General features: G+C 71.1%; 12 protein-coding genes. 6 read left to right on the forward strand and 6 right to left on the reverse strand.

The window, feature by feature from the left end; genetic code table 11:
- Positions 1-10: 10 nt before the first annotated feature.
- The gene (locus H576_RS16090; protein ID WP_051172241.1) at positions 11-325 is read left to right on the forward strand and encodes a TfoX/Sxy family protein; all 315 of its coding nucleotides are present in this window, start codon (positions 11-13) and stop codon (positions 323-325) included.
- Positions 326-335: 10 nt separating this feature from the next.
- Here the strand turns inward: H576_RS16090 and H576_RS0105865 are convergent, their stop codons facing one another.
- Positions 336-1,010 (reverse strand): DUF6226 family protein, encoded by a 675-nt coding sequence (locus H576_RS0105865; protein ID WP_156888139.1) that lies wholly within the window; start codon positions 1,008-1,010, stop codon positions 336-338.
- Positions 1,011-1,191: 181 nt separating this feature from the next.
- Between H576_RS0105865 and H576_RS16095 the strand changes: the two genes are divergently transcribed.
- Positions 1,192-1,563 carry an SdpI family protein gene (locus tag H576_RS16095; protein WP_051172242.1) on the forward strand — a complete coding sequence of 124 codons (372 nt, stop codon included), beginning with the start codon at positions 1,192-1,194 and terminating at the stop codon, positions 1,561-1,563.
- A gap of 62 nt (positions 1,564-1,625) precedes the next feature.
- Here the strand turns inward: H576_RS16095 and H576_RS0105875 are convergent, their stop codons facing one another.
- From H576_RS0105875 to H576_RS14530, 5 genes are all read right to left on the reverse strand, one after another.
- Positions 1,626-2,987 (reverse strand): LLM class flavin-dependent oxidoreductase, encoded by a 1,362-nt coding sequence (locus tag H576_RS0105875; protein ID WP_029150170.1) that lies wholly within the window; start codon positions 2,985-2,987, stop codon positions 1,626-1,628.
- 73 nt (positions 2,988-3,060) lie between these two features.
- Positions 3,061-3,408, reverse strand: coding sequence for a YchJ family protein (locus tag H576_RS0105880; RefSeq protein WP_036319678.1), 348 nt, complete (start codon positions 3,406-3,408; stop codon positions 3,061-3,063).
- 10 nt (positions 3,409-3,418) lie between these two features.
- A complete protein-coding gene (locus H576_RS0105885) occupies positions 3,419-4,042 on the reverse strand; it encodes a rhomboid family intramembrane serine protease (RefSeq protein WP_029150172.1) in 624 nt (207 codons plus the stop codon).
- Positions 4,039-6,471, reverse strand: coding sequence for a helix-turn-helix transcriptional regulator (locus H576_RS17085; RefSeq protein ID WP_036319482.1), 2,433 nt, complete (start codon positions 6,469-6,471; stop codon positions 4,039-4,041). The genes H576_RS0105885 and H576_RS17085 overlap by 4 nt, the downstream gene beginning before the upstream one ends.
- Positions 6,472-6,713: 242 nt before the next feature.
- Positions 6,714-8,102: an MFS transporter gene (locus H576_RS14530; RefSeq protein ID WP_036319484.1), complete on the reverse strand. Its 1,389-nt coding sequence runs from the start codon at positions 8,100-8,102 to the stop codon at positions 6,714-6,716.
- A gap of 177 nt (positions 8,103-8,279) precedes the next feature.
- On the opposite strand from H576_RS14530, the gene dnaK reads away from it, so the two are divergent.
- Genes dnaK through H576_RS0105915 form a run of 4 tightly spaced genes read left to right on the forward strand, consistent with a single transcriptional unit; the run spans position 8,280 to position 12,183 of the window.
- Entirely contained in the window at positions 8,280-10,127 is a 1,848-nt protein-coding gene (gene dnaK / locus H576_RS0105900; protein ID WP_029150173.1) for a molecular chaperone DnaK, read from the forward strand.
- 2 nt (positions 10,128-10,129) lie between these two features.
- Positions 10,130-10,726: a nucleotide exchange factor GrpE gene (locus tag H576_RS0105905; RefSeq protein WP_029150174.1), complete on the forward strand. Its 597-nt coding sequence runs from the start codon at positions 10,130-10,132 to the stop codon at positions 10,724-10,726.
- 30 nt (positions 10,727-10,756) lie between these two features.
- A complete protein-coding gene (locus H576_RS0105910) occupies positions 10,757-11,710 on the forward strand; it encodes a DnaJ C-terminal domain-containing protein (RefSeq protein ID WP_029150175.1) in 954 nt (317 codons plus the stop codon).
- A gap of 38 nt (positions 11,711-11,748) precedes the next feature.
- Positions 11,749-12,183 carry a heat shock protein transcriptional repressor HspR gene (locus H576_RS0105915; RefSeq protein WP_156888140.1) on the forward strand — a complete coding sequence of 145 codons (435 nt, stop codon included), beginning with the start codon at positions 11,749-11,751 and terminating at the stop codon, positions 12,181-12,183.
- Positions 12,184-13,157: the final 974 nt, after the last annotated feature.

Genomic DNA, 13,157 nt, shown 5'->3' on the forward strand with positions numbered 1-13,157 from the left:
CTCTGAACCCATGCCCTACGACCCGGAGATTGCGGATCGTGTCCGCGCGATCATCGGCGGCGCGACCGTCGACGTCGAGGAGAAGCGGATGATGGGCTCGCTCTGCTTCATGGTGAACGGGAAGATGGCCGTCGGCGTCTCCTCGAGCGAGGTCTTCTTCCCGATGGGCGGCGGCGAGGCGCTCGCGACGGCGCTGCAGCGCGGCGCGCACCGGCTCACGATGAAGGGCGGCCGCACGGCCCCCTTCGCGGCGCTCGACGACCCCGACGACGACAGCCTCGCCGACTGGATCGGCGAGGCCGTCGAGCGGGCCCTGAACGCCTAGGGCGTATTGATCACGAGGATGACGCGTCGCTCGGCCACTCGGTCCACGGCCCGGCGACGTCCCGCAGGACCGCTTCGGCGGCCGTGAACCGCTCGGTCGAGACCCCGCGCTCGCGGGATCCCCCCGAGCTCGTGCCGTCGGGATACGTGAACGCGTACCCCACCCAGGGATCGAGGTCTCGTCGTTCGATGGCCTCGCGGTAGTGCCCGGTGACGACCGCGAGCACGTCTCGCTCGAGGCTGTCGGCTTCTGCTTGCCAGTTCGAGTCGCAGGCGTCGCATCCGCAGGCGGGATAGTGGAAGTCGTTGAGCAACCCCGCGTGCACGCATACCCCGGGGTACGCGGTGAAGACGATGGTCACGGCTGCGCATGTCGGGTCGTTCGGTCGTATTCGTGCGGCTCGCACCACCTCGTGATACGAGGCGTGGAGGAGGTCCTCGGCGGCTTCCACGCCCTCCTCGACGTCGACGTCGTAGGTGTCCCGAAGGTGTGCGATGAGAGCGTCGGCGACTGTGTGGAGCGGCGCGAATCGTTCGGGGTGCGTCTCTACCGAGTACGTGTCCTCCGGCGGTGACCCAGCACCCCACAGGCTCCCGTAGTCGATGACCTGCCCATCGGCGTGGCGGAAGATCGGCGCGTCGATCGACGGACGCACGTAGGAACTCACCTTGTCATCCTCGCGCATCAAGCCCGCCGCGGAAGCGACCGATCTCGTGATCAGGCGGCTCGGACCGCAGGCTCATGTGACTCGGACGAGCCTCCTGGGTCCCGCAGCGCCTGATCAACACGGCTCAGCCCGAGGCGCCTCGCGAGGGTACCCGCTGATAACCTCGTCGGGCTCAGCGCTCGGAGACGGGGAGGTGCCGATGTTCTATCCGCCGATCGTCGGCTACGTCCTCGTCGCCGTCGTCTCCTGGGGGCTGGCCAGGATGACCGCTCGCGGCGGGCTCGAGTCGAACTCCGCCGTCGGCATGAGGACGAGGCACTCTCTCCGGTCCCGCAGCGCGTGGGACGCGGCGCAGCGCGCCAGCGTCCCGTACCTGATCGCGATGGCGGTCGTCGCCCTCGCCCACCTCGCGGCGCTGCTCGCGGTCCAGCTGATCGGTGCCCCGGAAGCGGCGGGACACGTGCTCTCCGTGAGCGGATACGTCCTCGTGGTCGCGATCGCCCTTCTCGCGCGGAGGGCGGCGGATCGGGCGGCCCGACGCGCGCCGGACGAAGGACCGCGGGCGGCGTAGGACCCCGACGACGACGGCCTCGCCGACTGGATCGGCGAGGCCGTCGAGCGGGCGCTGGACGCCTAGATCCGGTACTGCGCGGCGCGGTGCGTGTCGCGGACGCGGTCGGATCCCTGCAGCTTGCGCCGCAGCGTGCCCGGCTCGTACGACGCGGGGTAGGCGCCGCGGGCGCGGAGCACGGGGATCACGTGCTCGATGACGTCCTCCCAGGTCTCGGGCGCGACGGCGTAGGCGAGGTTGAAGCCGTCGACGTCGGACTCCTCGACCCAGCGCTGCAGCTCGTCGGCGATGCGCTCGCCCGAGCCGACGATCGTCGGGCCGAGGCCGCCGATCGACTTCGCCTCGGCGAGATCCCCGACGGTCCACTCGCGCCCGAGGTCGGCCTCGGCCTTGAGGTGCGAGACGGCCGACTGGATCGCGTTCGACTCGACGTCGCCCACGGGCTCGTCGGGCGAGTACTGCGACAGGTCGACGCCCATCCAGCCCGACAGGAAGGTGAGCGCGCCCTCGGCGCTCGCGTACTGCAGGTAGTCGGCGTGCTTCGCGCGCGCCTCCTCGTCGGTCGCGCCCGTGATGACGGTCATGAGGGTGTAGATCTTCGCGTCGTACCGGCCTCGGCCCGCCGCCTCGAGGGCGTCGCGGATCCGCTTCACGGTGCCGGCGAGCACCTCGACCGACGGGGCGGCGACGAAGATCGCCTCGGCGTTGCCCGCCGCGAACGCGATGCCGCGCGGCGAGGCGCCGGCCTGGTAGATCACGGGGGTGCGTTGCGGCGACGGCTCGCTGATGTGGATCCCCGGCACGTCGAACCACTCGCCGTGGTGCTCGATCGGGTGCACCTTCGCGGGGTCGGTGAAGACGCCCGTCTCGCGGTCCTCGACGACGGCGTCGTCCTCCCACGAGCCCTCCCACAGCTTGTAGAGCACCTCGAGGTACTCGTCGGCGTGGTCGTAGCGGCGGTCGTGCGCCATCTGGTCGTCGGAGCCCATGTTTCGGGCGGCGCTCGGCAGGTACCCCGTGACGACGTTCCAGCCGACGCGGCCGTTCGTCAGGTGGTCGAGCGTCGTCATGCGGCGCGCGAAGGGATAGGGGTGCTCGAACGCCGTCCCCGCCGTGATCCCGAAGCCGAGGTTCTCGGTGACGGCGGCCATCGCCGTCGTGAGGAGGATGGGGTCGCCGACGGGCACCTGCGCGCCGTTGCGCAGCGCGGCCTCGTTCGTGCCGCCGTACACGTCGTACGTCCCGAGGACGTCGGCGATGAAGAGCCCGTCGAAGGTGCCCTCCTCGAGCAGCCGCGCGAGGTTCGTCCAGTAGCCGAGCGTGTTGTAGTTCCGCGAGGTGTCGCGGGGGTGTCGCCACATGCCGGAGGCCTGGTGTGCGACGCAGTTCATGTCGAACGCGTTGAAGCGGATCTGGCGGGTCATACCCGCCAGCAGACCACCGGGGATCCGCGGATCCAAAACCCGGGTCACACGGCGTCACGGACCGATCGGCCGGTCAGGCGACGTCGCCGTCGACGTAGACCCAGCGGCCGGCGCGCTTCGCGAAGCGGGAGTGCTCGCTGAGGGATCCGCCCTCGTACGTCGCGGTGAAGTCGACGGTGCCCTCGTCGCCGCGTTCGGCGGATCCGTGCACCGTGAGGCCCGTCCATCGCGTTCCGTCGACGCCGACGTCGTCGGGGCGGGTGCGCGGGTGCCACGTGCGGGCGAGGTAGAAGGCGTCGCGCTTCGCGAACGCCGCGTACCGCGCGCGCATGAGCTGCTCGGGCGTCTCGGCCTGGCGCTCGCCGCGGTGCAGCGCGCCGCAGCACGCGTCGTAGGCGAGGCCGGATCCGCAGGGGCACATGGCCCCCACCCTACGGACGGCGGCCGGGGCGCCCGCCGGGAGCCTGCGCCCGTCGCGGGCGGAGGATCCAGGCGGCGAGCGCGCCCCCGACGGCGCCGAAGAGATGCGCCTGCCAGGAGACGCCCTGCGCGGCGCCGAAGATGCCCGTGAGCATGACGCCGCCGTAGGCGATCGCGACGACGACCGCGACGATCGCGTACACGATCCCGCGCCCGAGCGATGGGGCGACGAACGCCCGCGCCAGGAGGTAGCCGAAGTAGCCGAAGACGACGCCCGACGCCCCGATCGTGAGGGTGCCCGGCGCGTTGAACACCCACGCCCCGACGCCCGAGACGATCGCGGCGAGGAGCGTGACCGACCAGAAGCGGCGCACGCCGTCGAGCGACGCGATCCCGCCCATCACGAGGAGCGGCCACGTGTTCGAGATGAGGTGCGCCCAGCTCGCGTGCAGGAGGGGAGCGGCGAGGATGCCGAAGGATCCCGTGAGGCTCCACGACCGGATCCCCAGAACCGAGAACGACCCGGGCAGGATCGCGTCGAGGACCTGGATCGCCCAGATCGCGATCACGAGGACGGCGGGCTGGGCGAGGCGCGTCAGGATGTTGTCGCGGCTCGGCGCGGGGACGTCGGTCATTCGGTGAGCCCCAATCGGCGGGTGGCGGCGACGGCGTCTGCCCACGAGGAGACGCCGAGCTTGCGGTAGATCGAGCGCAGCTGGGTCTTGACCGTGTTGGGCGAGACGTGCAGCAGCTGCGCGAGGTGGCGGGTCGACTCGGCGTCGGCGAGGCGGGCGGCGACGGCGCGCTCGCGCTCGCTCAGCGTCATGTCGACGCGGGTCGCCCCCTGCAGGTCGTCGCGCACGCGCGCGAGCTCGTCGACGAAGCGGCGCCCCGCGGCGTCGAGCCCCAGGTGCTCGGCCTGCGCGATCGTCGCCGCGAGCGCCGCGCGCCCCTCGATGACGAACGGCAGCACGGGCCGAGCGCGCGAGGCCGAGACGATCGCGAGCGCGAGGTGGTCGCGGGCCGGCCCGTCGGATCCGAGCGCCGCGTGCGCGTGGAAGAGGAGGGCGTGCGCCCACACCGAGATGATCCCCGTGCCGCGGTCGTCGTGGAAGCGCTCGAGCGCCGCGACGGCGCCCGCGTGGTCGGACGAGGCGAGGAGCGCGCGCGCCAGCAGCACGTCGAGCGGGCCCGCGGCCGGCGCGTCGCCCCGCAGCTCCTCGAGGGCGGCGACGGCGCGGGCGCTCTCGCCCGTCTGGATCCACCCCTCGACGCGCGCCCACGTGAGGAGCGCCGTGTGCAGCGGCGAGAGCTCGTGATCCGCGACCGACGCCTGGAAGATCTCGAGGGATCGGGCCGCGACGTCGGGGGTCTCGAGCAGCCCGTGCGCGACGGTGCGCATCGCGATCGACACGAGCCTCAGCGCGAGCGGGTCGGCGAACGCGGCCGCCTCGGCGTCGTCGAGCGCCGCCTGCACGGCGGCGGGGTCGACGACGTAGAGCGCGTTCCAGATCTCGACGACGCTCCGCAGCGGGCGCGACTCGACGCGCGCGCCGATGAGGCTGTCGACGAAGCTCTGGTAGGCGCCGATCGACGGCGCGACGGTCGTCGACGCGATCATGAGGATCTCGTGCGCGTAGCCGGCGAGCTGCGCGTGGCCGCCCGCGTGGGCGATGGCGGCCGCGGCGGTGAGGCGGTCGGCGGCGAGGCGCGGGTGCGTCGCGTCGAAAGCGCTGAGCCCCGCGTGCACGAGGAGGTTCGCGAGGACGGCGGTGCGCTCGGGGCCGTCGTCGGCGCGCCCTCCGTTCTCGTTCGCGAGCCGGTCGTGCAGGTCGTGGGCCTCGGCGTAGCGTCCCTCAAGGCGCAGGATCACGCCGCGCAGCACCTCGGCCATGAGCGCGATGCTCGGGCAGACGTCGTCGCCGGCCGTCGCCTGGTCGAGGAGGCGCGCGGCGGCGCGGCGGTCGGCGGCCGTGATCCGGCCCGAGTGGCCCGCGCTCGTCACGTCGATGAGGGTGCGCGCGGCGGCGATCCGGAGCGACGGATCCGCCGCGGCGCGCGTCGCCTCCTCGAGCCACGGCGCGACCCGCGCGACGTCGAGCTCGCCGAGCTGCCACCAGTGCTCCGTGAGCAGCCGCCTGCGGGCGCCGGGCAGATCCGCGACGACGTTCCAGCCGTCCTCGACGGCGCCCGTCCGAAGCAGCCGCGACGCGAGCTCGGCGACGACGGCGTCGACGGCGCCCGCCTGCGCCTCGGCCTCGATGCGGCGGATCACGGCGCCGCGGATGTCGGGGCGCAGCTGGATCGTCTCGGTCTCGATGTCCTCGACGAAGAACCCCGACTGCAGGATGTTGTCGAGGGCGGCGCGGACGACCTCGTCGAGGTCCCAGACCGCGAGGAGGGTGCGCCGCGGCATGGGGCCGATGCGGGCCGACGCGAGGACGGCCGCCCAGGCGTTCGGGCGGAAGACCCCCGCCGCGGCGTCGCTCGAGAACGCCTCGGTCGCCTCCTGGCTGCCCGCCCGGATCGCCTGCTCGTCGAGGGATCCGCGCGCCGCGGCCGCGCGCAGCACGGCGTCGACGAAGCCCGCGTGCGTGCCGATGCGCTCGAGCAGCTGCGCGGCGTCGTCCCACGCGAGGTCGAGGCCCAGCTGGGCGGCGCGGTCGAGCGCCTCGTCGGGCGTGAACCCGAAGAGGGATCCCGCGAAGACGCGCTCCGGCCGGAACCCCCGGCCGGGCAGCTGCGGGGGCCAGCGGGTCGACGACACCGCGATGAGGGTCGCGTCCGGCCAGCGCTCGCGCGCGTTGACCACGGCCTGGCCGTGCGGCTCGCGCATGCCCTCGAGGTCGAGCACGACGACGTCGGCGTCGGGGGCGGAGGCGGGCACCTTGGTGCGGTTCGACGACCACTCGACGAGCTCGCGGCCCGAGCCGGCGAGCCACTCGCGCACGCTCGTGGCGACGCCCGAGCGGTGCTGCGCCGTGACGAGGACGGTCGATCCCGGCATCACGCGCTCCCAGAGCGACACGAGGCGCGGCCGACTGAGACGCTCGTCCATCGCCATGTGCTCACCCCTTGCGCGCGTGGTTCCCTCGTATCCTCGCACGCCCGGGGTGATCCGGATGATTCGAGGGTGAGAGGCGGGTGAAACAGCGCGGAACGGCCGTGATCGCGCGGGTCCGGTCGGTAACGTCAGAGCTGTCGGATCTCGCGGATACCGCGCCGACGAAACCGCAAGGTGTGGGGCCCGGGACGCGATCGGGGGAGCGCAGCCCGGGCTTCCTTCGTGTACGGGGCCTGCCGCGCTCAGCGCGCGTCGCGCACGGGCAGCAGAATCAGGAGCCCCGCGAGCAGCACGACGACGATGCCGAGCACGCCGTACAGCGTCGCCCCCGTGATCGCGATGAGCAGCGCCCAGAGCGCCGACGACATCCAGCTCGCGGCGCGGCCCGTCGTCGCGTACAGGCCGAAGATCTCGCCCTCCCGGCCCGCGGGCGTGACGCGGGCGAGGAAGGAGCGGCCGGCCGACTGGGCGGGGCCGACGCACGCGCAGAGGACGAGGCCTCCGACCCAGAACACCATGGATCCGAGGCCCGCGAGGGCGAACACCGCGATGCCCGCGACGATCATGACGACGAGCGACGACACGATGATCGCCTTGGGGCCGTAGCGGTCGTCCCACCGCCCGACGAGGATCGTCGAGAGCCCCGCGATGAGGTTCGCCGCGATGCCGAAGATCACGAGCTCGATGAACCCGAAGCCGAAGACGCTGCCCGCGATGACGGCGCCGAAGGTGAACACGCCGCTGAGCCCGTCGCGGAAGACGCTCGACGCGACGAGGAACCAGAACGTGTTGCGCGTCGACGGCGAGCGGTAGAGGCTGACGACGTCCTTCACGAGCAGGGCGTAGCTGCGGAGGAAGCCCACGCGGCGTGACGGCTTGCCGATCGGGTCCGGCTCGGGGACCGCGACGAAGACAGGGATCGTGAAGGCGATCGCCCAGACCGCGCAGCCGACCGCGATGATCCGGAACGGGAGCCCGCCGTCGTCGGAGATCCCGAACCAGTCGGAGACGTAGAACACGACGACGAGGACGAGCGCGACGATGCCGCCGATGTAGCCGAAGCCCCACCCGAGCCCCGAGATGCGGCCGACGTTCTTCGGGGTCGCGATGCTCACGAGCAGGGAGTTGGCGTTGACGGATCCGATCTCGCTGAACACCGTGCCGACAGCGACGAGCGCGACGCCGAGCCAGAACAGCTGCGGGGTCGGCTCGGCGAACCAGAGGCCGAGCATCGCGAGGATCATGCCGCCCGTGCCAATGCCGAGCCAGAGCTTCTGCCTGCCCGCCGCGTCGGCCTGCTGGCCGAGGACGGGCGCGATCGCGAGGATCAGGAGGCCCGCGATCGTCGTGCCGAGGCCGAGCCCCGACGCGAGGTCGGCGAGCGCGCGGAGCTTGAGCGGATCCTCGTCGTCGAGTGCCGCGACGTCGGCGGGGAGGAAGGCGTCGGTCGTCAGGTAGAGCGCCGTGAAGATGAAGGTGACGATGACGGTGTTGAACGGCTGCGTCCCCCAGTCCCAGAACGCCCACGACAGGATCGTGGAGCGCTTCGCGGGCTCGCGGTCGAGCTGCTTCTGGAGGCCGATGACGGGGAGGGCCTCGCTGTCGGCGGCCGCCGGGACGTGTTCGGGCATGCGCGCAGGGTATCCCGCCGGAGGGAACCGCCGGTTGCCCGCCGTTCCCCGGAGTTCATCTCAAAACCTGAGCCGGGTCATATCAAGTTTATTGACAGGGCGGATCGCGCGCGGTACAGTTGAGCCATCGCGACTCAAGTATCGCGACCTGACTTCGCCAACGAATGGAGTAACGACATGGCACGTGCTGTGGGTATCGACCTCGGAACGACCAACTCGGTCGTCGCCGTCCTCGAGGGCGGCGAGCCCAAGGTCATCGCGAACGCCGAGGGCATGCGCACGACCCCGTCGGTCGTGGCCTTCGCCAAGGACGGTGAGGTGCTCGTCGGCGAGACCGCCAAGCGCCAGGCCGTCACGAACGTCGACCACACGATCGCCTCGGTCAAGCGCCACATGGGCACCGACTGGACGTTCGCGGTCGAGGACAAGAAGTACACGCCGCAGGAGATCTCCTCGCGCATCCTCCAGAAGCTGAAGCGCGACGCCGAGCAGTACCTCGGCGACACCGTGACCGACGCCGTCATCACGGTCCCCGCGTACTTCAACGACGCCGAGCGCCAGGCCACGAAGGAGGCCGGCGAGATCGCGGGCCTCAACGTCCTGCGCATCGTCAACGAGCCCACGGCCGCCGCCCTCGCGTACGGCCTCGACAAGGGCCAGGAGGACGAGCTCATCCTCGTCTTCGACCTCGGCGGCGGAACGTTCGACGTCTCGCTCCTCGAGGTGGGCAAGGACGACGACTTCTCGACGATCCAGGTGCGCTCCACCTCGGGCGACAACCGCCTCGGCGGCGACGACTGGGACCAGCGCGTCGTCGACTGGCTGATCACGCAGTTCAAGGCGACGACGGGCGTCGACGTCGCGGGCGACAAGATCGCGCTGCAGCGCCTCAAGGAGGCCGCCGAGCAGGCGAAGAAGGAGCTCTCGTCGAGCGCCTCGACGAGCATCAACCTTCCCTACCTGTCGCTGACGGCCGAGGGCCCCGCGTCGCTGAGTGAGACGCTCACCCGCGCGAAGTTCGAGGAGCTCACGAGCGACCTGCTCGAGCGCACCAAGAAGCCCTTCGACGACGTCATCCGCGAGGCCGGCATCAAGGTCGCCGACATCGCCCACGTCGTGCTCGTCGGCGGATCGACCCGCATGCCCGCCGTGAGCGAGCTCGTCAAGAAGGTCGCGGGCAAGGAGCCCAACAAGGGCGTCAACCCCGACGAGGTCGTCGCCGTGGGCGCCGCCCTGCAGGCCGGCGTGCTGAAGGGCGAGCGCAAGGACGTCCTCCTCATCGACGTGACCCCGCTGTCCCTCGGCATCGAGACCAAGGGCGGCATCATGACGAAGCTCATCGAGCGCAACACCGCGATCCCGACCAAGCGCAGCGAGACGTTCACGACGGCCGAGGACAACCAGCCGTCGGTGGCGATCCAGGTGTTCCAGGGCGAGCGCGAGTTCACCCGCGACAACAAGCCGCTCGGCACCTTCGAGCTCACGGGCATCGCCCCGGCCCCCCGCGGCCTGCCGCAGGTCGAGGTCACGTTCGACATCGACGCGAACGGCATCGTCCACGTGTCGGCCCAGGACAAGGGCACGGGCAAGGAGCAGTCGATGACCATCACGGGCGGATCCTCGCTCGCGAAGGAGGACATCGACCGCATGGTGCGCGAGGCCGAGGAGAACGCGGCCGAGGACAAGAAGCGCCGCGAGGCCGCCGACACCCGCAACCAGGCCGAGACGCTCGCCTACTCGGTCGAGAAGCTCATCGCCGACAACGACGAGAAGCTCCCCGCCGACGTCAAGGAGTCGGTCTCGGCCGACGTCGCGGCGCTCAAGACGGCCCTCGCGGGCGATGACGACGACGCCGTGAAGACGGCGCTCGACGCCCTGAACGCGAGCCAGACCAAGCTCGGCGAGGCGCTCTACGCGCAGGCCCAGCAGGAGCCGGCCGCCGACGCGGCGCCCGAGGCCGACGCCTCGAGCGACGAAGACGTGGTCGACGCCGAGGTCATCGACGACGAGGACGAGAAGAAGTAATCATGGCAGCGACGGATCCCACCGAGCCGAACGGCGACGACGAGATCCAGCAGCCCGACGAGGCGGGGGCCGAGGACACGGCCCCCGCCTCGGGGGGATCTGCTGACGGCGACGGCCTGACGGTCGACGACATCCTCGACGCCGAGCAGACCGACGAGGCGGCCGAGGCCGAGAAGAGCGACTACGAGACGCAGCTGCTCCACGACCTCAAGCGCCTGCAGGCCGAGTACGCGAACTACCGCCGCCGCACCGAGGAGCAGCGCCAGGTCGAGATCGACCGGGCGACGGGCCAGGTGGCCAAGCGCCTCCTCCCCGTGCTCGACGACCTCGACCGCGCGGCCAAGGCCGGCGACCTGCCCGAGGGCTCTGCCTTCGCGCTCGTGGCCGACAAGATGCGCGGCGTCGCCGAGGGCACGGGCCTCGTGGCCTACGGCGCGGCGGGCGACGTGTTCGACCCGCAGCAGCACGAGGCGGTCTTCCAGCAGCCGACGCCGGGAGCCGAGACGGCGACGATCCTCGAGGTCGTCGAGGTCGGCTATCGCCTGGGCGACATCGAGCTGCGCCCCGCGAAGGTCGTCGTCGCGGTCCCCGCCGAGTAACTCCGGCGTCAGAACACCAAGAAGGAACGCATGGCAAACCAGGACTGGTTCGACAAGGACTTCTACAAGGTCCTGGGCGTCTCGAAGGACGTCAGCGAGGCCGATCTCAAGAAGACCTATCGCAAGCTCGCGCGGAAGCACCACCCGGACTCCAACCCGGGCGACGCCGCCGCCGAGGCGAAGTTCAAGGAGATCAGCGAGGCGTACTCCGTGCTCTCGGACGCCGAGCAGCGCAAGGAGTACGACGAGCTGCGCGCGATGGGATCCGGGGCCCGCTTCACGGCGGGGGCCGGATCCCAGGGCGGCGGCTTCGAGGACGTCTTCAGCCGGTTCGCGCAGCGGGGCGGCGGCTCGCCCGACTTCGACGACATCTTCTCGATGTTCGGCGGGGCGACGGGCGGCCGGCCCGCGGGCTTCGGCGCGGGCGCTGGGTTCGGCGGCCCGCAGAAGGGTGCAGACACGCGCGCCCGCACGACGATCGACTTCATGACGGCCGCGAAGGGCGAGACGATCTCGCTCCGCGGCGAGGACGGCAAGCCGTTCAAGGTCAAGATCCCCGCCGGCGTCGCCGACGGGCAGAAGATCCGCCTCCGCGGCCGCGGCCGCGCGTCGACGTCGGGTGGGGCCAACGGCGACATCGTCGTCGAGGTCTCGGTGCGCCCGCACCCCGTGTTCTCGCGCGACGGCCTCAACCTGCGCCTCACGGTGCCCGTCCTCTTCACCGAGGCGGTGCTCGGCACGACGATCGAGGTCCCGACGCTGGACGGCGACCGCGTCAAGCTGCGCGTCGCCCCCGGCACGCCGTCGGGGCGCGTTCTGCGGGTCAAGGGGCGCGGCATGACGACGTCGAAGGGCACGGGCGACATGCTGGCCGAGGTGCAGATCGCGGTCCCGTCGCACCTGACCGACGAGCAGACCGAGGCGCTCGAAGCGTACCGGGCCGTCGAGTCGCCCGAGGATCCGCGCGCCGCGCTGTTCCGGTGACCCGACGCGCCACGATCGACTGAGAGGAGGGGATGCAGATGCAGCTGCCGGACGGCGTGACCGACACCGACCCGATCTTCCCGATCGCGGCGGCGAGCGAGCTCTCGGGCCTGCACCCGCAGACCCTCCGCCAGTACGACAGGATCGGCCTCGTCGTGCCGGGGCGCACGCGGGGCGGATCCCGGAGGTATTCGCTGCGCGACATCGCGCAGCTCGGCGAGATCGCGCGCCTCTCGGGCGAGGGGGTCCCTCTCGCCGTGATCCAGCGAATGCTCGACCTCGAGAACGAGGTGCAGCACCTGCGTGCCGAGGTGCGCACGCTCGAGCGCGAGCTGCGCGAGGAGCAGCAGAACCGCCCGGGCGCCCGCGTCTTCGCGACGAACGCGCGCGGCGGCGTCGTGACGCTGACGGGCGGGGCCACGCGGATCCGCCGCCAGACCGACGTCGTCGTCTGGCGGCCACCGATCGAGTAGGGCACGTCTGACATTTTCCGGATCCAGGCGTCGACCGCGTTGAGAATCACGGCCGCGGGGTAGACGATCGCGGGTTTGTCGTACCGGATGGCCAGCCGTTGCCGATGCTTAATGTGGCTGTAGCGGCGCTCGATGATGTTGCGACCATCGTCGTCGGCGTCGTCGGGGCCGACACGAGTCTGCCGATGAGTGATCCGCGCCGCTCGCGGTGTCCTCGCTGATCGGGCGCCTCGGGGATGGCCACATTGAAGCCACGGTCGCGCAGAAGCCGGGGCGCGCGAGATGAGTATGTGTTGTCACCGTGGACAGCATCTGGTCGCGTCCATCGCCGGCCAGGAGAGCGGCCGGCGCTCGCCCGCGCCATCAGTGGTGGGGGCATCGGTGAGTCGCCCGCCTGGCCCGCGGGGAGCAACGCGGCCAGCGGCAGGGTATTGCCGTCGACGAATGGTGGATCTTCGTCGAGAGCGCGTCTTGCAAGCGCCCGACGGTGTAATCAGGTGGCTGGACGCGAACGTTCTTGTAGTTCGAACCAGACTCAGTGAGGCGCTTCGTGTGTGTCGCGTGTTGATGCGCTCGGACGTTCGTGGAGCCCACCGACAGCGACCAATCCATCAGTCTCGCGCCTCGCCCGTAGCGGTGGGGGCTTGACCCCGCCATGTGCCATCTGTGGCCATGTGGTGATGCCCCGTGCGCGCCGCCCTTCCGACAGCTTCTGAGGCCCTGACCGGACGCTGATGGCTGTGGGGTCGAGGTTAGAGGCGGGATTATATATTTCGATACCGAAGCGCCGTCGCGATTTTGTCGAACATCCGATGAACGACTAGTGTCGGTCTGGTGGACAACGACCTGAGGCGCATGAAGCCGAGTGTCGAGGGTGCCATCGGTGGCGAGGCGCGTAGCGGACGTGTGGGCCCGTCTGAGTATCCCGATTCAGCGGCACGTCTTGAGAGTGCCGATCGCGAGCGCCTCTGCCG

It is taken from the genome of Microbacterium indicum DSM 19969 (genome assembly GCF_000422385.1).
GTDB lineage: Bacteria > Actinomycetota > Actinomycetes > Actinomycetales > Microbacteriaceae > Microbacterium > Microbacterium indicum.